General features: G+C 66.2%; 22 protein-coding genes. 12 read left to right on the top strand and 10 right to left on the bottom strand.

Translation table 11 applies throughout. From position 1 onward, the window contains the following. Positions 1–46 precede the first annotated feature (46 nt). The 3 genes from QFZ36_RS09200 to QFZ36_RS09190 all read left to right on the top strand — a co-directional run bounded on the left by QFZ36_RS09200 (position 47) and on the right by QFZ36_RS09190 (position 3,495). Positions 47–640, top strand: a complete 594-nt coding sequence (locus QFZ36_RS09200; protein WP_306635756.1) for an adenylate kinase — start codon at positions 47–49, stop codon at positions 638–640. Beyond that, positions 637–1,509, top strand: a complete 873-nt coding sequence (locus tag QFZ36_RS09195; RefSeq protein ID WP_306635754.1) for an NAD-dependent epimerase/dehydratase family protein — start codon at positions 637–639, stop codon at positions 1,507–1,509. The genes QFZ36_RS09200 and QFZ36_RS09195 overlap by 4 nt, the downstream gene beginning before the upstream one ends. Positions 1,510–1,677: 168 nt before the next feature. Further along, positions 1,678–3,495, top strand: a complete 1,818-nt coding sequence (locus QFZ36_RS09190) for a S8 family serine peptidase (protein WP_306635752.1) — start codon at positions 1,678–1,680, stop codon at positions 3,493–3,495. Between the two features lie 206 nt (positions 3,496–3,701). On the opposite strand, the gene QFZ36_RS09185 is transcribed toward QFZ36_RS09190, so the two are convergent. Beyond that, positions 3,702–4,043: a DNA alkylation repair protein gene (locus tag QFZ36_RS09185; protein WP_306635750.1), complete on the bottom strand. Its 342-nt coding sequence runs from the start codon at positions 4,041–4,043 to the stop codon at positions 3,702–3,704. A 142-nt stretch (positions 4,044–4,185) separates the two neighbouring features. On the opposite strand from QFZ36_RS09185, the gene QFZ36_RS09180 reads away from it, so the two are divergent. Beyond that, complete coding sequence (locus QFZ36_RS09180) at positions 4,186–4,998, top strand: phosphatase PAP2 family protein (protein WP_306639151.1); 813 nt, start codon at positions 4,186–4,188, stop codon at positions 4,996–4,998. Positions 4,999–5,007: 9 nt separating this feature from the next. Here the strand turns inward: QFZ36_RS09180 and QFZ36_RS09175 are convergent, their stop codons facing one another. Further along, positions 5,008–5,328, bottom strand: coding sequence for a MerR family transcriptional regulator (locus tag QFZ36_RS09175; RefSeq protein WP_306635748.1), 321 nt, complete (start codon positions 5,326–5,328; stop codon positions 5,008–5,010). A gap of 139 nt (positions 5,329–5,467) precedes the next feature. On the opposite strand from QFZ36_RS09175, the gene QFZ36_RS09170 reads away from it, so the two are divergent. From QFZ36_RS09170 to QFZ36_RS09155, 4 genes are all read left to right on the top strand, one after another. Further along, on the top strand, positions 5,468–5,893 hold the full coding sequence (locus QFZ36_RS09170) for an Hsp20/alpha crystallin family protein (protein WP_306639149.1): 426 nt from the start codon (positions 5,468–5,470) through the stop codon (positions 5,891–5,893). Between the two features lie 85 nt (positions 5,894–5,978). Beyond that, positions 5,979–6,362: a J domain-containing protein gene (locus tag QFZ36_RS09165; RefSeq protein ID WP_306635746.1), complete on the top strand. Its 384-nt coding sequence runs from the start codon at positions 5,979–5,981 to the stop codon at positions 6,360–6,362. A 100-nt stretch (positions 6,363–6,462) separates the two neighbouring features. Further along, positions 6,463–6,840: a hypothetical protein gene (locus QFZ36_RS09160; RefSeq protein WP_306635744.1), complete on the top strand. Its 378-nt coding sequence runs from the start codon at positions 6,463–6,465 to the stop codon at positions 6,838–6,840. Positions 6,841–7,012: 172 nt separating this feature from the next. Continuing rightward, a complete protein-coding gene (locus tag QFZ36_RS09155) occupies positions 7,013–8,575 on the top strand; it encodes a GH1 family beta-glucosidase (RefSeq protein ID WP_306635741.1) in 1,563 nt (520 codons plus the stop codon). Positions 8,576–8,627: 52 nt separating this feature from the next. Here the strand turns inward: QFZ36_RS09155 and QFZ36_RS09150 are convergent, their stop codons facing one another. Continuing rightward, entirely contained in the window at positions 8,628–9,725 is a 1,098-nt protein-coding gene (locus QFZ36_RS09150; protein WP_306635739.1) for an App1 family protein, read from the bottom strand. A 67-nt stretch (positions 9,726–9,792) separates the two neighbouring features. After that, positions 9,793–10,524, bottom strand: a complete 732-nt coding sequence (locus tag QFZ36_RS09145; protein ID WP_306635737.1) for a DUF72 domain-containing protein — start codon at positions 10,522–10,524, stop codon at positions 9,793–9,795. Positions 10,525–10,590: 66 nt separating this feature from the next. Between QFZ36_RS09145 and QFZ36_RS09140 the strand changes: the two genes are divergently transcribed. The 3 genes from QFZ36_RS09140 to QFZ36_RS09130 all read left to right on the top strand — a co-directional run bounded on the left by QFZ36_RS09140 (position 10,591) and on the right by QFZ36_RS09130 (position 13,537). Next, entirely contained in the window at positions 10,591–12,417 is a 1,827-nt protein-coding gene (locus QFZ36_RS09140; RefSeq protein WP_306639147.1) for a glycoside hydrolase family 15 protein, read from the top strand. A 116-nt stretch (positions 12,418–12,533) separates the two neighbouring features. Next, complete coding sequence (locus QFZ36_RS09135; RefSeq protein ID WP_306635736.1) at positions 12,534–12,824, top strand: hypothetical protein; 291 nt, start codon at positions 12,534–12,536, stop codon at positions 12,822–12,824. Further along, a complete protein-coding gene (locus tag QFZ36_RS09130) occupies positions 12,824–13,537 on the top strand; it encodes an HAD family hydrolase (RefSeq protein ID WP_306635734.1) in 714 nt (237 codons plus the stop codon). The genes QFZ36_RS09135 and QFZ36_RS09130 overlap by 1 nt, the downstream gene beginning before the upstream one ends. A 7-nt stretch (positions 13,538–13,544) precedes the next feature. Here the strand turns inward: QFZ36_RS09130 and QFZ36_RS09125 are convergent, their stop codons facing one another. Next, the gene (locus QFZ36_RS09125; RefSeq protein WP_306635732.1) at positions 13,545–13,793 is read right to left on the bottom strand and encodes a hypothetical protein; all 249 of its coding nucleotides are present in this window, start codon (positions 13,791–13,793) and stop codon (positions 13,545–13,547) included. 162 nt (positions 13,794–13,955) lie between these two features. On the opposite strand from QFZ36_RS09125, the gene QFZ36_RS09120 reads away from it, so the two are divergent. Then, entirely contained in the window at positions 13,956–15,131 is a 1,176-nt protein-coding gene (locus QFZ36_RS09120) for a zinc-dependent alcohol dehydrogenase (RefSeq protein WP_306635730.1), read from the top strand. Here QFZ36_RS09120 and QFZ36_RS09115 read toward each other — a convergent pair. From QFZ36_RS09115 to QFZ36_RS09095, 5 genes are all read right to left on the bottom strand, one after another. Further along, positions 15,128–16,282 carry a serine hydrolase domain-containing protein gene (locus QFZ36_RS09115; RefSeq protein ID WP_306635729.1) on the bottom strand — a complete coding sequence of 385 codons (1,155 nt, stop codon included), beginning with the start codon at positions 16,280–16,282 and terminating at the stop codon, positions 15,128–15,130. The genes QFZ36_RS09120 and QFZ36_RS09115 overlap by 4 nt on opposite strands. Before the next feature lie 89 nt (positions 16,283–16,371). Further along, positions 16,372–17,184 (bottom strand): bifunctional allantoicase/(S)-ureidoglycine aminohydrolase, encoded by an 813-nt coding sequence (locus QFZ36_RS09110; RefSeq protein ID WP_306635727.1) that lies wholly within the window; start codon positions 17,182–17,184, stop codon positions 16,372–16,374. Positions 17,185–17,199: 15 nt separating this feature from the next. Then, positions 17,200–18,474 carry a DUF6986 family protein gene (locus tag QFZ36_RS09105; RefSeq protein WP_306635726.1) on the bottom strand — a complete coding sequence of 425 codons (1,275 nt, stop codon included), beginning with the start codon at positions 18,472–18,474 and terminating at the stop codon, positions 17,200–17,202. Between the two features lie 3 nt (positions 18,475–18,477). Beyond that, positions 18,478–20,076 carry a malate synthase A gene (gene aceB, locus QFZ36_RS09100; RefSeq protein WP_306635725.1) on the bottom strand — a complete coding sequence of 533 codons (1,599 nt, stop codon included), beginning with the start codon at positions 20,074–20,076 and terminating at the stop codon, positions 18,478–18,480. Positions 20,077–20,113: 37 nt separating this feature from the next. Beyond that, positions 20,114–21,556 (bottom strand): NAD-dependent malic enzyme, encoded by a 1,443-nt coding sequence (locus QFZ36_RS09095; RefSeq protein ID WP_306635723.1) that lies wholly within the window; start codon positions 21,554–21,556, stop codon positions 20,114–20,116. Positions 21,557–21,565: the final 9 nt, after the last annotated feature.

Genomic DNA, 21,565 nt, shown 5'->3' with positions numbered 1-21,565 from the left:
GCCGACCCGGAAACCAGCGGTTGCTGCGCCGCGGAGGGACAGGAACATGACAAGACTGCTCATCATCGGTCCGCCCGGCTCCGGCAAGGGAACCCAGGCCGAACGCCTGGCCCGCCACTTCGGGATCCCCGCGGTGTCCACCGGTGAGATCTTCCGGAGCAACGTGAGCAGGGAGACCGACCTCGGCAACGAAGCTGCCAGGTATCTCGACGGCGGCGATTTTGTGCCCGACGACCTCACCAACGCTTTGGTCAAGGACCGCCTCCAGGACGCCGATGTCCGTTCCGGCTTTCTGTTGGACGGGTACCCCCGCACCGCACCCCAGGTGGTGGAACTGGACAACTTCCTGGCCTCGCAGGGCGGCTCCCTCGATGCGGTGATCGAACTGCGGGCCCCCGACTCCGAACTGGAACAGCGGATGCTGCGGCGTGCCCAAAAAGAGGGCCGCAAGGACGATACCGTGGACGTGTTCCGGCGCCGCCTCGACCTGTATCACCGGGAGACCCATGAGGTGGTGTCTGTCTACGCGGGCAGGGGACTGCTGGTGCCTGTGAACGGCAGCGGCGACCCGGGCGAGATCACCGAACTGGCGATTACCGCCGTCGAACGCTTCATCAACGGAAAGGGAGAACGCGCATGAGGGTAGCAGTAACCGGGGGAAGCGGAAAGCTCGGACGGCATGTTGTCCGGCGGCTGGCGGATGACGGACACGAGGTACTGAACCTCGACCGGGCAGGGGAGCGGAACCCCGGGCTTGTGGTGGTGGACCTGCGCAATTACGGCCAGGTCCTGGACGTCCTGCTGGGCGTCGATGACCGGCACACCGGCTTTGATGCCGTGGTCCACCTCGGCGCCGTTCCCGCGCCGGGCATCATCCCGGACGCCGCCACGTTCGAGAACAACATGCTCGCCACCTATAACGTCTTCCAGGCGGCCCGCCGGGCCGGGATCAAGAAAGTGGTGTACGCCTCCAGCGAGACGGTGCTGGGACTGCCGTTCGACGTCGACCCACCCTACATTCCCGTGGACGAGGAGTACCCGGCGCGGCCGGAAAGCACCTACTCCCTGGTGAAGCACCTCGAAGAGCAGATGGCGGTGGAGCTGACCCGTTGGGACCCGGAGCTGAGCATCTCCGGCCTGCGGTTTTCCAACGTCATGGATCCCGGGGACTATGCCAGGTTCCCGGACTTCGACGTCGACCCGACCTTGCGGAAGTGGAACCTCTGGGGCTACATCGACGGCCGTGATGGTGCCCAGGCCGTGGCCCGCGCCCTGGAAAACGGCAAACCCGGTTTCGAGGCGTACATCATCGCAAACGCGGACACCGTGATGAGCCGGTCAAGCGCAGGCCTCGCTGCGGAGGTGTTCCCCGGGGTCAAAGTCACCAAGGAGTTGGCCGAGCACGAGACAATGCTGTCCATCGACAAGGCCCGCCGGCTGCTCGGCTTCGAGCCCGAACACTCCTGGCGGAACCACCTGCCGGGTACCCCTGGAGGCGGCACAAACTAAGGGATTCCTGCCGGGCGCAGGAATCACCCAAGGTTGGCACAGGATCCGGCAAGGACCCCGACCCCGCCCGTTTTGGGGTCCTAATCTTTTGGTAAGGGCGGATGGATGTTTCACCCGCGCTGCCCACAACGCCAAAACAAGGACCCCAAAATTCGTACTCCCGCCTTTATGCTGTCCGCCGCAGCAGTGCTGGTTTCCGCCGTCGCGCTCTCCGCCTCTACCGTGCCTGCCTCGGCAGCTCCGCCGGCTGATGCCGGTGCCGCCCGCTACATCGTCCAGTACGCCGCGAACGCGGACGTGGCAGCAGAGGCGGCCGGACTCCGGGCCCAGGGCGTCGCCGTGGGGCGTACCTTCTCGCATGCCGTCCGTGGCGCCGTAATCACCGCCAGCAGCGCCCAGGCGGCGGCCCTGGCGCGCTCCGGCCGCGTGGTCTCGATGGAAATGGACCTCCCCGTCAGTGTTTCTGCCACCGAGCAGCCGGCACCGTGGGGCCTGGACCGCATCGACCAGAAGTCCTTGCCCCTGTCCGGGTCCTACTCCTGGACCTCGTCCGGTGCCGGCGTGACGGCCTACGTGGTGGACACGGGCGTCCTGGCCTCGCACACCGATTTCGGCGGCCGGGTGGCCGCAGGCTGGTCTGCCGTGGCCGACGGTCTCGGCTCGAGCGACTGCAACGGGCACGGCACGCACGTCGCCGGCTCAGTGGCGGGCTCCAGCTACGGTGTGGCGAAGGCTGCCACCGTAGTGCCCGTGCGGGTGCTCGACTGCAATGGTTCCGGCTACAACTCCGATGTGGTGGCCGGGCTCGACTGGGTGGCCGCCAACCACGCCGCCGGGACGCCGGCCGTCGCCAACCTGAGCCTGGGCGGCGGCGCGAGCACCGCTGTGGACGCGGCCATCCAGGCAGTAATAAACGACGGCGTCACCGCGGTGGTTGCCGCCGGCAACTCTGCCGTGGACGCCTGCACCAGTTCTCCCGCCCGGGTTCCCGCCGCCGTAACCGTCGCGGCCAGCGACTCTGCCGACCGGCAGGCCTCCTTCTCCAACTTCGGCTCCTGCGTGGACATCTACGCGCCTGGTGTCGCAATCACCTCCGCCTACTACACCTCGGCCACGGCCACGGCCTCGATGTCCGGGACCTCAATGGCCTCGCCGCATGTGGCAGGAGCCGCAGCGCTGCTGCTGTCCCAGAACCCGGCACTCACTCCGGCGCAGGTGGCTGCAGCGCTGGTATCCAACGCCACCGCCGGGGTAATCACCGGCGCAACCAGCGGCACGCCCAACCGGCTGCTCTTCGCTGCTGCAGTTGCTGCAGCGCCCGCACCGGCTCCAGCACCGGTTGCCCCAGCGCCTACCGTCACTGCTGTCACGCCGGGAGCCGATGCCACAGCCGTGACGGCCGGAACCAGCGTCACGGCCACCTTCAGCGCCGCGGTCCAGGGTGTCACCAGCGGGACGTTCCTGCTCAAGAACGCGGCAGGCAGCACCATCCCCGCCACCGTCACCTACAACGCAACCACGCGCACGGCCACCCTTGATCCGGCCGCCAGCCTGGCCACCGACACAACCTACACAGCGACCCTGGTGGGCGGAACCTCGGCCATCCGGGACAGCGCGGGCACTCCGCTGGCCTCCACCAGTTGGAGCTTCCTCACCGGGCCCGCGCCCGCAGTCACGAGCATCACCCCCGGCAGCAACGCGCTGCTGGTGCGCCGGGCCAACAACATCAGCGTCACCTTTAACGAGGCTGTCCAGGGCGTCACCGGAACCACCTTCACCATCAAGAACGCTGCCACCGGGGCCCTGGTGCCGGCCTCCGTATACCGGAACGGGACCACGAACCAGTGGATCCTTGACCCCGCACAGCCGCTGGGCGCCAAAACCAAGTACACCGTGACCGTGACCGGGGGCGGTGCCGCAGTGCGCGACCTCGCAGGGAACCCCTTCGCCGGCCGGAGCTGGCAGTTCACCACGGGTTCCTTCTAGGTTCGGGCCTGGGCCGTCTCCAGCAGGAACTCCGTGCGCCCATGCACTGTGCCGTTGATCTGCAGCTCCAGCGCATGCAGTCCCGGATGGTGCACCCGGGTGGTCATCTGCCGGAACGCGTGGCGTTTGGACAGGCTCCGGCTCTCTCCCGGCGCAAGGGTCAGCGTGCAGATCTTAAAGACCTTCGCGGACTGGCTGCCGTTGGCCTACACCCACTTTGTGTTGCTGTCCGCTGCGGAGAGCCAGCGGCGGGCGGTGGCAACAACAGCATCCGGGGCATGCCGGGCGAGGTCGTTGAGGTGGTTCGCCACCGAGCGCCGCACGTACTCTGAGGAATCCCGGTACAGGGCATCAAGAATGGGGAGGGTGGCTTCCGGGCGCTCGACGAGGACGGGAACGCGCACCGCCCACGGCAGATAGGGCCGGGTGCCCCCGCTCGCCAGGCGGCGCACATGCTCATCCGGGTCCGCCGTCAACTCCCGGATTGCTTCCAGGGCGCGGTCCGGGTCCTTGGCGAGGAGGCGCCGGATGGCGAATTCGCCGGTCATCACGCCCATCCAGGCTACCGCCGGGATACGACAGTATCCGGCGGTCGCCGATCACCCGCCGGAAAGCGCCCCTGCTTGCTGCCTCCGCCAGCGCCGCGGAACAGGGATAATCTTCACCCTAGGCAAACTTCACTACCGAGGGATGGACGTGCCGGTGGGACAGCAGGGATCAGCAGGCTCCGGAAGCAGCGGGAAAAGCAGGGGCAGATGGCAGAGCTTCCATGACAAGTTCGTGGTGGAGGAGCGCTATGTGGACCCGGCCGACAGGCGCAGGCTCTACCGCGCGGCTGCCATCCTGGTGGTGGTGGGGCTGGCAATCTTCCTCGCCACCCTCGTCAGCGTGGTCCAGGCCGACGGCCTCTCCGCTGCCGACGGGCCCGTGCGCGACTGGCTGCTCGGGCTGAGGTCCCAGACGCTGACAGTCGTCATGATCTTCCTGGCCATAGTCTTTGGTCCGATTGCCCTGCCCATCATCGTGCTGGTGGTGGTGGTCGCGTGGGGATTCGCGGCCAAGCATGCGTGGTGTCCCGTCGTCCTGGCGTCCGCGATGCTCTCCGGCGTGATCATTTCGCAGATCATCCTCCAGATTGTGCGCCGGTCCCGCCCGCCGGTGGAGCAAATGCTTTTTGGCATCGACCACACCTTCTCGTTCCCCTCCGGACACGTCCTCGGGGCCTGCGATTTCCTGCTGGTGGGCACGTTTTTGATCTTCTCCCGGCGGAAGAACAGGAAGGCCGCGGTTTCCGGGTTTATCGGAGCGGGGATCGGCGTTGTGCTGGCCTCCGTCAGCCGGTTGTACCTGGGCTATCACTGGCTCAGCGACGCGCTCGCCTCGGTCTCGTTGTCACTGGCGATCCTTGGCGCAGTCATCGCCCTGGACACCTGGCGGACGGCAAGGATTCCGGGCGAGCGGATTACCGGCGAACTCTCGAAGGCTGAAACACCGCGGGAATGAGTGCCGCGATCAAGAGCGCGGCCGGGACCGGGCCCGTTTCAAGGCCCGGTGGAGTTTGAGGTTGGTTTCCTCCAACTCCAGCACTTTGGCGACACCGGCGAGGTTCAGGCCCTGCTCAAGGAGTTCGCCGATCCTTAGCAGCACGGCGATGTCGGCATCGCTGTACTGCCGGGTGCCACCGGAAGTGCGGGACGGAGTCAGCAGGCCCCGCGTCTCGTAAAGGCGGATATTCTGCTGGCCGGTGCCTGCCAGTTCCGCCGCAACTGAAATGGCATACAGTGCACGCCCCTTCGCGGGCGCCGGGCCCCGTCCTGCTTCCTGCTCTGCCATCGGTTCTCCAAAATTTTCCTGCGGCGATCTTGTTTCAGTTTCGCATGGGTGCTATAAAAAATCTATATCCACCACCATAGATAACGTGGGTGGATATGTCACCGAACCAACATCAGACGAGCTGAAGGAGTGGGAAATGATGTTGATGCGCACCGACCCGTTCCGTGAGCTGGACCGGCTCACGCAGCAGGTTTTCGGAACCTCTGCCCGCCCGGCTGCCATGCCCATGGATGCCTGGCAGGAGGACGGGGAGTTTGTTGTTGCCTTTGATCTTCCGGGCGTTAAGCCCGATTCGCTGGACCTGAACGTTGAGCGCAACGTCCTTACGGTTCGCGCCGAACGCCAGGACCCCACGCAGCCCAACGTGGAGCTGGTGGCGTCTGAGCGTCCCCGCGGTGTTTTCAACCGCCAGCTGATCCTGGGCGACACGCTGGACACGGACAATATCAAGGCCAGCTACGACCAGGGAGTCCTGACGCTGAGGATCCCTGTGGCGGAGCAGGCCAAGCCACGCAAGATCGAAATCCAGAGCCAGCAGGGTGAAATGCAGGAGATCGGAAGCTAGGACCCTCCCGCCTGCGCCGGGCAACCCTTGCGGTTGCCCGGCGCCGCCACCCACGCCCGGACAGGCCTGGAACCGGAAGGCTGAGATGAGCGAGATCCCGGACCACTACGCGGCGCTGCGTGTCCCGCGGGACGCCACGCAGCAACAGATTTCGCGCGCCTACCGGGCCCTGATGCGCAGTCGCCACCCGGACCTGGATATGGGCAGGGCAAATGCAGGCGGGCAGGATCCGGTGGCGGAACTGCCGGCACCCGACGGGGAACTGCTGCGGATCATGCAGGCCTTCGCCGTCCTGCGCGATCCGGCCCGGCGGGCAGCCTACGACCGTGAGGCAAAGGCGGTGCCGGCAGCATCGGCGTCGGGAACCGCGCGGGATATTCCGGTGCGCAAAGTCCAACGCCGGAGCGGACCTTCCGGGACCACCATCAGGATCAGTCCCGTGCACTGGGAAAGCGGACCCTGGGCGTAGCGGCCCCGAAGCGCTCCTACGCAGGCACCTGATCCAACGGATACCTTCAGCCGCCCGGGAACCAACCCTTGCGGCAGTACCTTGAGAGGCGGAGAACCGAATGAGCGATTGGCGCCGCTATGACTCACACCTGATGCCGGCGTTCCATGAGCGTTTCGAACAGCGCTGGGGCGAAGGCACCGCGCCGTTCCTGGACCCCGAAGAACACGAGGAGCCCCTGCCCCGTGCCCAGTGGATTAACGCTACAACGGGCGCTGCCCTGGCCGTGGTGCCGGTATGGACATCGGAGGAAAAACAGCAGCGGTCCTTTGGCGTCTTCTATCTTCCGCCTGGGGGAGACATCTGGGTCCTCCGGCCGGGCTACACGGGGTACCTTGAACCGGCCGACGGCGATACGGAACACCTGGTGACGCTCCGCAATGATGCCTTCCGCAAGGCCGTGGCGCACGCGAAGGAATTCTTGTTCGGCGAGCAGTAGCCGCGCGGGACTGGACCGGCTGCCCGCTGGCGGCGGGGAATTGTGTTCAGTCCAGGACACTGGCAGGGCGCCCGGCACGGAGCACAGGAATCGTGCGAGGATATGGTCCTGACCTCGCGCGGGTCCAAGGAGTGGCGCGCGCACCGTCCTGTCCGTAGTAAGGGTTGATTCAATGCACATCTCCGCCAGGGACCTCGCCGCACGCATCCCGCAGGGGTTCACGCTTGGGGTTGCCACGGCAGCGTTCCAGATCGAAGGCGCCCTGGAGGAGGACGGCCGCGGACCCGCGGGCTGGGATGCGTTTGCGGCCAAGCCCGGCGCCATCGTAGAGGACCAAAGCCCGAAAGTGGCCTGCGACCATTACCACCGAATGCCCCAGGACGTCGCCCTCATGAAGCAGCTGGGCGTTGACTCGTACCGGTTCTCGTTCGCCTGGCCGCGCATCCAGCCCACCGGCAGCGGTCCGGCAAACCGGGCCGGCCTGGCCTTTTACGACCGGCTCCTGGACGAACTCCTGGCCAACGGAATCTCGCCCATGGCCACCATCTACCACTGGGACACACCCCTGGCCTTGGACGAGGACGGCGGGTGGATGAACCGGGACACCGCATACCGCCTGGGCGAGTACGCCGGCATCCTGGCCGAGGCCTTCGGCGACCGCGTCGCCCGCTGGGTGACCATCAACGAGCCGGCCACGGTGAGCACCAACGGTTACACACTCGGCCTGCATTCGCCGGGCAAGGAACTCCTCCTGGGTGCCTTCCCTACCGTCCACCACCAGCTGCTGGGGCACGGGCTCGCCGTGCAGGCGCTGCGCGCCGCGAAGGTGCCGGGCGAAATCGGCATGACGAATGTCTACTCGCCCATGGTCCCCAACTCCATCAACCCGCTGGACTACCTCAGTGCGGGCCTGATGGACCTGGCCCAGAACCGGCTCTACGCCGACCCCGTGCTCACCGGGAAATATCCGGACGTGATCCGGGCCGCCAAGTTCTTCAGCTCGTTCGAGCACCCCGAACAGGACATGGAACTCATTTCCCAGCCGCTCGATTTCTACGGGCTCAACTACTACATGCCAACCAAGGTGGCTGTGGGCCCGGGTGGCGGGGCGGTGCCGGCGAGCATGGCCGAGGCCATGGGCAGCGACCTCAACGCAGCCGGCAGTGGAGGCACCCCCTTCCACGTGGAAACCTGGCCGGAAGCGGACATCACGTCCTACGGCTGGCCCGTGAAACCGGAATACATGGCGGTCGCGCTGAAGGAGATGGCCGAACGCTACCCAAACCTGCCGCCCGTCATCCTTACCGAGGGCGGGGCCAGCTTCGAGGACATCATCGTCCGGGACAAGTCCACCAACACCCGGTTCATTCCCGACGAGCGGCGCCTGAAATACCTCTCCGACCACCTTGACGCAGCGCTGCGCGCTACCGCCCCGGGTGGTGTGGCTGAGTCGATTGACCTGCGCGGCTACTACGTGTGGTCCCTGATGGACAATTTCGAGTGGTCCGCGGGCTACAACCAGCCGTTCGGGCTGCTGCACGTGGACTTCGAAACCCTGGAGCGCACCCCCAAGGCCTCCTACTTCTGGTACCAGGAGCTCATCGAGGAGCGCGACCTTGCCGCCGCGGCGGACGTTGCCATCGCGGCGGCCGTCGCGCCCGAAGGGCTCGATCCGGAGGTCCTGGATGCAGAATCGCCCGACGACGGCGTGGCCCCGTTGGGTGCCAGCGCCTAGGCCGGCTGCGGGTTAGGGCAGCGCGCTGCCGGGCCAAGCCTGCAGTGGGAACTCAACGCTGGAGGACGCCCAGCATGGCCAGCTGTTTGGCGATCCCGGCGCCATCAGGGGAGTAGATCCACGGCACCCGGGACGTGGTGTGGTCCCCGTCCTCGGAGTGGCCACCTGCGAATACGGACTCGCTGATGGACAGTTGGCGGATGGCGATGGCGGCAACCTTGTCCGGGTTGTCCTGCGCGAAGCGTGAGTAGATCGCTTCATCGTGCTGGCCGTTGTCGCCGATGAGCAGCCAGCGCATGTCCGGGAATTCCTTGGCGAGCCGCTCGAGGTTGCGCAGCTTGTGGTCCTGGCCGCTGCGGAACCAGCGGTCCTGCGTCAGGCCCCAGTCCGTCAGCAGCAGGGCTCCGGCCGGGTACATGTTGCGGCTCAGGAAGCGGGCCAGCGTGGGCGCTGCGTTCCAGGGGCCGGTGGACAGGTAGACCACCGGTGCGTCCGGGTGTTCAACGGTAAGCCGGTCCAGCAGCACCGCCATGCCGGGCGTGGCCATGCGGGCCCGTTCGCTCAGCACAAAAGTGTTCCAGAGGGCCAGGAAAGGCCGGGGCAGCGCCGTCACCATCACGGTGTCATCGATATCCGAGACGATGCCGAACTTCACGTCCGGCGCGATGACGTGGATCAGCGCCTCGGCAGGCTCAGTACCTTCCGCCCGCAGGATGGCCGTGTGCCAGCCGGGCGAAAGCCGGACGTCCACCTCGGTATCGATCAGTCCGCCCCGGTCCGCCCGGACATGGGTGACAACATCGCCGATGCTGATTTCGACGTCGGTAAATTGCAGCGGAACACTGGTGAAGGCACGCCAGCCGCGGACGTTCTGGTTGCCATTGCGCGCCGCATGATCGGCTTTGCTCCCCGGCAGCGGCTTCTGCGTGAGCAGCACCCGGCCCAGCACCCGCACCTGGCTGGTGGAGCCGTAACCCTGGTACACCACGGTCTGGGGATCGAACTTCCAGCGCCTGGCCAGCCGGATCCGAACCGAGTTAACGGCGTCCGAGAGCCAGTGCGCGAGCCGGAACACCTGGTTCCCGGAGAGTGCGTCCGGAGAAAAGGCGGGCGCTGTGTTCTGTGGAGAATCCTTCGGAGCCGAGTCCATGGCTCCACTCTGCCACAGCGCGGCACGAGCGGGAGAGGAGCCGGACGTCCGCAGACGCTTCATGACGTTACCCTTCGCCAAGGATCCCGCGCAGGGTCTCGGCGTTCCGCACGGCGTTCCCGCCGCCGTCGTTATTGAAATAGGCGTAGACGTCCAGGCCGTTGCCCGCCCACTCGCGGATCCGGTCGGCCCACCACTGCAGGTCCGCATCGGAGTAGGAGCCCGCGTAGAGGTGCTGGTGGTCCGGGCCGTGCAGCCGCACGTAGGCGAAGGGGGCGGTGGTCCGAAGGATGCAGGGTAGGTTGGCGCCGCTCATGATGCAGTATGCTGCCTGATGCCGCTCCAGCAGGGCAAACACCTCGGAACATTCCCAGCTCGGGTGCCGGAACTCCACGGTCACCCGGATCCAGTCCGGCACTGCGGCGAGGAAGTAGTCCAGCCGGGCATCGTCCCGTTCCATGCCGGGCGGCAGCTGGACCAGCAGGACTGCCCGCTTGTCAGCGAGCTCGTGCCAGCACCGGGTGATGCGCTCCAGCCAGACCTCCGGTTCGTTCAGCTTCCTGGCGTGGGTCAGTCCGCGGGGTGCCTTGACAGACATGCTGAACCCGGCGGGAAGCCGTTGGTTCCAGCCGGCAAAGGTGGTGTCGCGGGGCCAGCGGTAGAAGCTGGCGTTGAGTTCAACGGTATGGAACCGGGCCACGTAATGCTGCAGCCTGTCCTTCACGGGCAGCTTGGGCGGATACAGGACGTTTTCCCAGTGGTCGTAGCTCCACCCTGAGGTTCCGATGTGGATTGCCATGTGCCTCCCGTGACCGCTGCCGTTCTTCGAGGCTACACCCGGCTGACTGGTCCACTCCGGCACCGGCTGTGGCAGGGTAAGGTCATGGCGCGAATTGAAGACTATGCGGTTGTCGGTGACCTCCATACCGGGGCGCTGGTCAACAAGGAAGGCTCCATCGACTGGCTTTGCCTTCCCCGGTTCGATTCTCCTGCCTGCTTCAACGCGCTGCTGGACACACCCGACGCCGGACGGTGGCTTTTGGCGCCGGCCAGCGGCGGCCCGTGCACCCGCCGCGGCTACCGGGACGGCAGCCTGATCCTGGAAACGGAGTGGGAAACCCCGGACGGTACGGTGCGGGTCATCGACTTCATGCCGCCGCGCGACTCGGTGGCTGACATCGTCCGCATCGTCGAAGGCGTCACCGGAAGCGTGGAGATGCACAGCGAACTGACCCTCCGCTTCGATTACGGCCACATCATCCCCTGGGTGCGTAAAGACGAGTACGGCCTGCACGCGATCGCAGGTCCGGACGCCGTCTATTTTGTGACCCCGGCCCCGCTGCGCGGAGAGAACATGCACACCGTCAGCGACTTCACGGTCAATGCGGGCGAACGGGTTCCGTTTGTCCTCACCTGGGCTCCGAGCCACGTGGGGCGGCCGCATACTGTCGACGCCGCAGAAGTACTGGGCACCACTTACGCGTATTGGCGGGGCTGGGCCTCGCAATGCACAGTGGAGGGCCAGTACAAGGAAGCCGTGCTCCGTTCGCTGGTGACGCTGAAGGCCCTGACCTACGCTCCCACGGGCGGGATCGTGGCGGCCGTGACCACGTCGCTGCCGGAACAACCGGGCGGGCCCCGTAACTGGGACTACCGCTACTGCTGGCTCCGGGATGCCACCATGACGCTCCAGGCGCTCCTGGCTGCCGGCTACACCGCCGAAGCGGCCGCCTGGCGGGACTGGCTGCTCCGGGCCGTGGCCGGCGACCCGTCAGACCTCCAGATCATGTACGGGATCCACGGTGAACGGCGCCTTCCGGAAATGGAGCTGCCCTGGCTGAAGGGCTACGAGAACTCCACGCCGGTGCGCATTGGCAACGGCGCTGCCGAACAGCTCCAGCTGGATGTGTGGGGTGAGGTGCTGGACTGCCTTGCGCTCACCCGCAACTCCCTGCTGACGCACTCCGATGAGGCGTGGGACCTCCAGATTGCGCTGATGGAGCACCTGGAGACCATCTGGGACCAGCCCGACAACGGGCTCTGGGAAATGCGGGGGCCGCGCCGGCACTTCACGCACTCGAAGGTGATGGCCTGGGTTGCAGCGGACCGGATGGTGAAGGGCGTGCGCGACTCAGGGCTGCCCGGGCCGGTGGAGCGCTGGGAAAAACTGCGGGACACCATCCGCCGGGATGTGATGGCCAACGGGTTCGACGCCAAACGCAACACTTTTGTACAGTCCTACGGGCGGCCGGAACTGGACGCGAGCCTGCTGCTGATTCCACGGGTGGGCTTCCTGCCGGCGGACGATCCCCGGGTGATCGGGACCATCGAGGCCATCCAGCGGGAGCTGACCGAGGACGGATTCGTGCTCCGCTACCGCCCGGCCGATTCGGACGACGGGCTGCCGGGCGATGAGGGCGTCTTCCTGGCTTGTTCATTCTGGCTGGTGGAAGCGCTGCTGGGTGCCGGCCGCCACGAAGAATCCCGGAAGCTGTTCGAGCGGCTCCTGGACCTGCGCAACGACGTGGGGCTCCTGAGTGAGGAATGGGGCGTCCGGCTTGGCCGGCAGCTCGGAAATACACCCCAGGCCTTCAGTCACTTCGCCCTTGTGACTAGCGCTTTGGAGCTGCATCAGGATACGGTTCGGCGAAGTGACACCCCCATTCCACCGGAAACGGCAGAAACGCGCTGAGGCGGCGCATCCGGGGCATCCGGCTTCTCCTTCGCGAAATAGATAAGTATACTTACTAACACTTCATGGAGTGCCCCCAAAAAGCACAAGCCGTGACTGATGGAGGAGTGATTGCAATGGCCGGGTATTTTGAGCTCGTGGACGCGCCCGACGGCGGCTATAGGGTCCGGATGATGGACGGTACCGGGAACCTGATGGCCATCTCGGTCACCTTTCCCACGAAAAGGGCCGCCGTTGCCGGGGTGGCAATGGCCCGGGAGATTGCCGGCACGGGCCTCATCAGGGACAAGAGCCATGACGGTGCCGGTACGGTCATTAGGGAACGCGTGCGTCCTGTGAGCAGCCCCAAGGAGGATGCGTCCCGGGCCCGGAAAGCCGCGGATGCCAAGCGGGCTGCGGTCAGCTGATGGTGCCGCAGGAATACGAGTCCCCTGACAGCGGACGCCGCCGGGGGATTCTCTTTGACGTTGACGGCACCTTGATCGATTCCTCCTACATCCACACCATCTCCTGGTGGGGTGCCTTCCGCCAGCAGGGCTACGACATCCCGATGGCGTCGATCCACCACTTTGTGGGCATGGGCGGCGACCGGCTGGTGGACAACCTCCTGCCGGGCGATCGGGACAAGTCCCTTGATTCTGAAATCATGGCCAGCCATGCCGCTCTCTACGCCTCCCACTGGCCGGCACTGCGCAGGTTCGACGGCGCCAAGGAACTGCTGGCCCAGTGCCATGCGGTGGGTCTCGCCGTCGCGCTTGCATCCTCCGCGCGCAACCAGGACCTGGAGGTCATGAAATCCACCCTGGACGCCGACGAATTCATTGATGCCGCCACCAGTGCCAATGACGCCGAGGAAAGCAAACCTTCACCCGATATCCTTTCCGCTGCGCTGGAAGCCTTGGGCGTGGAGGCGGCGGACGCCGTGTTCGTGGGCGATGCCGTGTGGGACATGAAGGCCGCCGCCGCGCTGGGTATCCCGGCCATCGGCGTCACCTGCGGCGGGGTCAATGGCGCCGAACTTCGGGAGGCGGGTGCTGTAGAAGTCTACGAAGGGCCGCGCGACCTGCTGGATAACCTGGTTGCCAGCGCCGTGGGCCGGCTCCTGTCGCCAGCCTCCTGATCCTGCCTTAGAGCGTCTGCCCGCCGGTGACGGCGTCCTCGCCACCGGCATTGGCTGGCTTGTCCCAGGAAACCGCCACCCGCACGGAGCCGTCGTCGCCCCGCTCAATGTCCGTCACCACGTCGGTGACGCTCGCTCCCATCTCCACGATCCTCTGCCGGTAGGTGCGCACGAGCTCCTCCAGGCTGGCCTCCGACCATTCTCCGGGACGCATCCGCGTGGAGATCTCAACGGGTTCCGGCTGGTAGAGCGACATGATGTTCCTCTTTCATTCGTCATCTCTGGTGGTCTGGCCCTTCCTACGCTAGGAGCAGCGGGCCGGGACGACAAGACTTTCATCAGCCTGCTTACTTTTTTGCCTGCCAGCCGCTAGCGTCGAAGAAAGGGCATGACGCCCGGATCCAGAGAAAGGGAGACTGTGAAAGCACTGACGTGGCAGGGAAAACGCTCGGTAAGCGTGGCAGAGGTGCCTGATCCGGCAATCCAGGAGCCCACGGACGCCATTGTCCGGATCACCTCCACCGCTATTTGCGGCTCGGACCTCCACCTGTATGAGGTGCTGGGCCCGTACATGCACAAGGGTGACGTCATAGGGCACGAACCCATGGGCATCGTGGAGGAAGTGGGCAGCGGCGTCACCAACCTGCGCAAGGGCGACCGCGTGGTGGTCCCCTTTAACATCGCCTGCGGCCACTGCTACTTCTGTGCCCAAGGCCTGCAGTCCCAGTGCGAGACCACCCAGGTCAAGGACAAAGGCTCCGGCGCCGCCCTCTTTGGCTATTCGGAACTGTACGGTTCCGTCCCCGGCGGCCAGGCTGAGTACCTGCGCGTCCCGCATGCCGACTACGGTCCAATCAAGGTGGGAACAGAACTTCCGGACGAACGGTACCTGTTCCTCTCCGACATCCTTCCTACTGCCTGGCAGGCCGTTGAATACGCCAACGTCCCGCCTGGCGGCACCCTGGCCGTTTTCGGCTTGGGACCCGTAGGGCAGTTTTCCGCCAGGATCGGCGTCAACCGTGGTTTCCGGGTAGTTGGCGTGGACCCGGTCCCCGAACGGCGGGAGATGGCAGCACGGCATGGGGTGGAAACTCTCGATTACACCAGGGATGTGGCAGACCAGCTGAGGGAAATGACTGCCGGACGGGGACCGGACGCGGTGGTGGACGCCGTCGGCATGGAAGCGCACGGATCCCCTGTGGCCGGGTTCGCGCACCAGGCACTGGGCCTGCTGCCGGACAAGCTGGCGCAGAAGGCGATGGAGACGGCAGGCGTGGACCGGCTGGCTGCTTTGCATGCGTCCATTGACGCCGTGCGCCGGGGCGGCACAGTGTCCCTGAGCGGGGTCTATGGCGGCCAGGCCAGCCCCATGCCCTTGCTCACCATGTTCGACAAGCAGATCCAGTTCCGGATGGGCCAGTGCAACGTGCGGCACTGGACGGACTATCTGCTGCCCCTGGTGGAGGACGACGCCGATCCGCTGGGTGTGATGGATCTGGTCACCCACCGCTCGGGGCTGGAGGGGGCGCCGGCGCTGTACGAGAAGTTCCAGAAGAAGGAGGACGGCTGCATCAAGGTGGTCCTGAACCCTTAGTTTTCGCTGCACAGGCTGTTGAGGGCTTCCAGCGCCACATCCTGCATCTCATAGATCAACGGGTTCAGCTGGAGCGTTGGCGGGGCCGCCGGGTAGGCAACTGACAAGGTCAGCTGCCTGCTGCCGTCCTCGCTGGTCATGGTGACCATGCCGTAGCCGTCGGTGTCGCCGGGAAGGCCGTAGTAGAAACGGTTGTTGCAGGTGTTGTTCCACCGCCGCAGGGCAAAGCCGTAATACTGCGAGAAGCCGCCTTTCATGGCCGTCACCTGGTCCGGCGGGAGCAGGCTGCCCTGCAACAGGGCGGCGTAGAACCTGTTTACGTCCTCCACGCTTGAGACAACTCCGCCGGAGGGCAGTTCGGCCTGCCACGCGGGACGCGCCACGTCCAGCTGCTTGCCCTCGACCGTGACGTAACCGTGCACCATGCTGGCCGAAGGGCCGCCGCCAAGGCTGGTTGCCGCCAGGCCCAGCGGTTGCACGATATCTGCCGCCAGGACGCGGCTGAGCCTTTGGCCGCGCAGCCGTTCGATGATCAGCCCCAGGGCTGCGTAATCGGACCGGGAGTAGTTGAAAATCTGCGCCAGCCGCCGTTCCCAGGGAAGGGTGGCGGCCAGGGCCAGCTGGTGTTCAAGGCTGAGCGGCCGGTTCATCGTCTCCGCCCAGGTACCGGAGGCCAGAAGGGGGACGGAGAAATCGGGAAGGCCGGATTCGTGGGTCAGGAGCTGGCGGACGGTGATCGGCCCGGGCGGATGGAGGACGCTGCCGAACTCCGGGAGGTAGTCGCTGGCCTGGCGGTCCAGGTTGAGTTTGCCCTCCTCCACCAGTTTGAGGACCGAAACAGCAACCATGGATTCGGTGATGCCGCCGATGTGGACGGGATCAGTGGCCGTTGCGGCCTCGCGCGTCTCCAGGTTCCGGACGCCGGCAGCGTGCGTCCAGCTGTTGCCCTGGTTCCGGACGGCGATCAGTACCGCGGGCGCGCCTTCCTCCAGCATCCGGGAGCTGAAGGACTCCAAGAGTGTGAAGGCTGCCGGTTTGTCCGGCTCGGGCGGACGCGGTTCCCCGGTGCAGCCCGCTGACGGCGCCACCAGCAGGACCGCGCACAGGGCGGCCGCGATCCGCTTCCACGGCTGGCCCTGGGTTGTGCCCATAGCACTCATTTTCCCCCAACTGAGTAGCGCCAAGTGTCGTTTTGGGGCTCCAAAACGACACTTGGCGCTACCTGGTTGGGGGAGGCTGCTCAGGTGAGGCGCACCTGGCGGTTCATGTCCTTGTAGAGCAGGTAGCGGAACTCGCCCGGGCCGCCGGCGTAGCAGGCCTGCGGGCAGAAGGCGCGCAGCCACATAAAGTCCCCGGCCTCCACCTCCACCCAGTCGTTGTTCAGCAGGTACATGGCCTTGCCCTCCAGGACGTACAGGCCGTGTTCCATCACGTGGGTTTCCGGGAACGGGATCACGCCGCCGGGCTGGAAGGTCACGATGTTCACCTGCATGTCGTGGGCCAGATCGCTGGAGTCCGTGAAGCGGGTGGTCTTCCACGCGCCGTTGGTGTCCGGCATCGACGTGGGCTCAACGTCCTTTTCGTTGGTGACCAAGGACTTGGCCTCGAAGCCCTCAAGGCGCTCGTAGGCCTTGCGGATCCAGTGGAAGGAGACAACGTCGCTGGAGACGTTCTCCAGGCCCCACTCCGAACCAGCGGCCAGGTAGGCGTAGCCGCCTTCCTCCAGCTGGTGCAGCTCGCCGTCAAGGGTGAGGTTGACCCTGCCGCGGGTAACAAAAATTACGCCTTCGACGCCGGCCTCGAACTCGGCCTTGGGCGCGCCGCCCCCGGGGCCGATCTCCACAATCAACTGGGAGAACGTCGTGGCGAAGCCGGAGATGGGGCGCGCGATGATCCAGGAGCGGGTGTTCGAAAAGCCGGGCAGGTTGGACGTGACGATGTCCGTCATGACGCCCTTGGGGATCACCGTGTAGGCCTCGGTGACGATGGCCCGCTCTGTGGTCAGGTGGGTCTGCGGCGGCAGACCGCCGGTGGGGGAGTAGTACTTGCCCATAAAAGAGATCCTTACCTAGGAGTTGGAAGTGATGGCGAGCCGCGGGTGCGCCAGTCCGGTGAGCTGGGGGATGCCGACGCCGGCAAGCGCCTGGACTTCCTCCGCACCGACGGCGCCACATTGGACGCCGCGCAGCACGAAGGCTGCCAGGGCCCGGGCAGTTGCTGGCTCGTCCATGACGCCGCCTTCGGTCTGCTCCACATAGTTGCGCAGCCGGCCGGCAGCCGCGGGAAGCCCCTGCCGGTAGAAGGCGTAGGTGGCGGCGAAGCGGCTGGGCAGCTGGGCCGGGTGCAGGTCCCAGCCCTGGTAGTAACCGCGTTCCAGCGACCGCCGGACCAGGCGGCCGTGCAGTTGCCAGGCGTTCCCCACGTTGTCGCCCACCGGAATGATGTTGGTTGACCCGTCGGACAGCCGGATGCCGGTGCCTGCCACGGCCAGCTGCATGACTTCCTTGGCGAAGTCCGCCACGGGGTGCTCCATGGACTGGTACTCGGCGGAGATCTGCAGCGATGCCGAGTAGTCGTAGGTGCCGTAGTGCAGGCCGCTGATGCGGCCCGGAACGGTGTGCGGCAGCTGCGCCACCGGCGAGGTTCCTTCCGGCCCCAGGATGAGTTGCGGCGTTTCCACCTGCACCTCGAAGCGGAGTCGGCCCGCGGGGAGCGAGTGGACTTCCTCAAGCCGGGACACGGCGTAGTCCATGGCCTGGACCTGGGCCACAGTGGTCACCTTGGGCAGGGTGAGGACCAGCCCCTCGGGCAACTCACCGGCTGAGGCGAGGCCGGAGACGAACAGGTCCAGCGTCCGCAGTCCGCGGGCACGGGTGGCCGCTTCAAAGCACTTGAACCGGATGCCGATGAACGGGGGAGCGGAGCCGGCCGCGACGGCGGTGGCCACCGCGGAAGCTGCAGCAACCGCGGCGGCGTCCTCGGCGTCGTCGCCCCTGTCCCCGAAACCATCCTCAAAATCGAGCCGCAGGTCCTCGATCGGTTCGCTGGCAAGCTTCGCTTCGACGCGCGGAGCGACCGCCCCGGCCAGTGCGGCGTCCTGGCCCAGCAGCGCGCCGAGCTTTTCCAGCCCGCCGTGCGCTTCCGCCGTCGCCAGTGCTTCGGCGCCCCACTCAGCAGCGAACGACGGCGTGAACCGGTCCGCAGGGACGTACACCGTGTGGACGGGCTGGCGCGAGCCGTCGTCGCCCGGGTAGTTCTGCTCCAGCAGGCGGTCTGTGGCGGCCAGCTGCCCGTCGATGTGCGCAAGGTTCCCCGGGGACAAGGAGGGCTTGGGTGCGGCCATGCCTCAGCCCACCAGTTCGTAGGCCGGGGTGGTGAGGAAGTCCGTGTAATCGTCGGAGAGGCAGATGTCCGTGATCAGTCCGCTGGCAGGCTGGTAGTAGCGGGTGAACGCTTCGTCGCCCACCTCCGTGCGGAGCCGTTCGGTCTCCTCGCCCAGGATCCGCTCCACGAGTTCCTTTGTCACCGTGTTGCCGGTGTCTGCGAGGACTGACTTGTTGCGGATCTGCTGCCAAACCTGTGAGCGGGAGATTTCGGCGGTGGCGGCGTCCTCCATCAGGTTGTGGATGGCCACTGCACCGTTCCCGGACAGCCAGACCGCCGTGTAGGCGACGGCCACGTAAAGGTTGAGCCGCAGCCCGGCCTCGGTGACCTGGCCCCCGGCGGAGGTGACGTCCAGCAGCTGCTCCGCCGTTACCGAAACCTCGGGGCGTTGCTTGTCCAGCTGGTTCGGCTTGTCCCCGAGCACCGCATCGAACACCTCGCGGCAGGTGGGCACCAGGTCCGGGTGCGCAACCCAGGAACCGTCGAACCCGTCGTTGGCCTCACGGGTCTTGTCTGCGCGGACCTTGGCGAAGGCCGCCTCGGTAACCTCCGGGTGGCGGCGGTTGGGGATGACGGCCGCCATGCCGCCCATCGCGAAGGCTCCGCGCTTGTGGCAGGTCTTGACCAATAGTTCGGTGTAGGCGCGCATGAACGGCGCGGTCATCACAACCGAAGCGCGGTCCGGAAGTACGAACTCCTCGCCGGCGTCCCGGAAGTACTTGATGATGCTGAACAGGTAGTCCCAGCGGCCGGCGTTCAGGCCGGAGGCGTGGTCCCGCAGTTCGTACAGGATCTCGTCCATCTCGAAAGCGGCCGGAATGGTCTCGATCAGCACCGTGGCGCGGATGGTGCCCTGGCCCAACCCCAGGTAATCCTGGGCGAAGACAAAAACGTCGTTCCACAGCCGGGCCTCGAGGTGGCTCTCCATCTTGGGCAGGTAGTAGTACGGGCCCTGCCCGTTGAGCACCAGCTGCTTGGCCACGTGGAAGAAGTGCAGGCCGAAGTCCACCAGGGCGCCCACAGCCGGTTCACCGTTGAGGAGCAGGTGCTTCTCCGGCATGTGCCAGCCGCGGGGGCGGGCCACCACGACGGCGAGCGGAGCGTCCGTGCGGAGCCTGTACTCCTTGCCTTCGTCCGACGTATAGCTGAGGGTGCCCTGGGCGGCGTCGCGGAGGTTCAGGATGGCGTCGATGACGTTGCCCCATGTGGGGGTGCTGGCATCCTCAAGGTCCGCGAGCCACACCTTGGCGCCCGAGTTCAGTGCGTTGATGGCCATCTTTGCCGGCGAGGCCGGCCCGGTCATCTCAACCCGGCGGTCCTGCAAGGCTGCCGGTGCCGGCGCAACCTTCCAGTCGCCGTCGCGCACGTCCTGCGTCTCCGGCAGGAAGTCCAGCTTGCCGGTTTCGGCCACACGCTGCCGCTTGACGGCACGGGCTGCCAGGAGCTCGTTGCGGGTGCCGGCGAAGCGCGTGTGGAGTTCCTCGATGAAGGCAAGTGCCTTGGGGGTGAGGATTTCCTCCGCGCGTTCAATGGGCCGGGGGTCTGTGACGGTGATGGCCATTTCTGGTCCTTTCCTTGTGCTGAAGTCAGGCAGTGAATCAGGCGCTGGCCAGGGCGGCTTCGGGTTCCTCGGCTGCTTCGGCCGCGGTTGCCACGTTTGCGGCGTGGGCGGCAGCTGCAACGGCTGAGGCAACATCGGCGGCCACGTGGGGATCGAAGACACTGGGGATAATGTAGCTGGCATTGAGCTCGTCGTCAGCTACCCGCTTGGCGATCGCTTCCGCGGCGGCCACCAGCATCTCCGGGGTGATGTCTGATGCGCCGGCGTCGAGCAGGCCGCGGAAGAAGCCCGGGAAGGCCAGTACGTTGTTGATCTGGTTGGGGAAGTCGCTGCGGCCGGTGGCTACTACGGCGGCGTGCCGGGATGCGATGACCGGGTCGATTTCCGGCGTCGGGTTGGCCATGGCGAACACGATGGCGTCCGCGGCCATCGCTGCCACCTGTTCCTCGCCGATGACGTGCGGGGCGCTGACGCCGATGAACACATCCGCACCGACGATTGCCTCGTGGAGCGTGCCGGCGAAGCCTTCCTCGTTCGTGTTCGCCGCGATCCAGCTGCGGTGCTCATCCCCGTAAGTCTCACCCGAGTGAATGGCACCGGAGCGGCCGGCGGCGACGATGTGCTGCGCGCCCTGTGCCTTGAGGAGCTGGATGATGGCGGAGCCGGCCGCGCCAACTCCCGAAACCACAATCTTCACCTCGTCCAGTTTCTTGCCCACCACGCGCAGTGCGTTGACCAGGGCCGCGAGGGTGACGATGGCGGTGCCGTGCTGGTCGTCGTGGAATACCGGGATGTCCAGCTCCGCTCGGAGCCGGTTCTCGATTTCGAAGCAGCGCGGGGCGGCGATGTCCTCGAGGTTCACACCGCCGTAAACCGGGGCGAGGGCCTTGACGATTTTGATGATCTCTTCGGTGTCCTGGGTATCCAGGCAGACCGGCCACGCGTCCACGTTGGCGAACTGCTTGAACAGGGCAGCCTTGCCCTCCATCACGGGAAGTGCTGCAGCGGGGCCGATGTTGCCCAGGCCCAGCACGGCAGAACCGTCGGTGACGACGGCGATGGTGTTGCGCTTGACGGTCAGGTTGCGGGCCGCCGCGGGGTCCTCGGCGATGGCGAGGCAGACGCGGGCGACGCCGGGAGTGTAGGCGCGGGAAAGATCGTCGCGGTTGCGCAGGGCTACTTTGGGGACAACTTCCAGCTTGCCGCCCAGGTGCATCAGGAAGGTGCGGTCCGAGACGTGCTGGACGGTGACGCCGTCGAGCGCGTTAAGGGCGTCCTTGACCCGGGCGGCGTGTTCGTCGTCGGTGGTGTTGCAGGTGACGTCCACGACGAGTGTCTCGTGGTGGGATTCGCTGACGTCCAGTGCGGTGATCGCGGCACCGGCCGCTCCCACGGCAGCAGCGAGTTCGCTGGTGGCGCTGAAGCTTGACGGTGCTTCCACACGCAGGGTGATCGAATTTCCGGGGCTGGGGTTCGCCATTGAATGTCC

It is taken from the genome of Pseudarthrobacter siccitolerans, assembly GCF_030823375.1.
GTDB classification, from domain to species: domain Bacteria; phylum Actinomycetota; class Actinomycetes; order Actinomycetales; family Micrococcaceae; genus Arthrobacter; species Arthrobacter siccitolerans_A.
The sequence above is the reverse complement of the archived record's forward strand: the minus strand, read 5'-3'. Positions and strand labels throughout refer to the sequence as shown.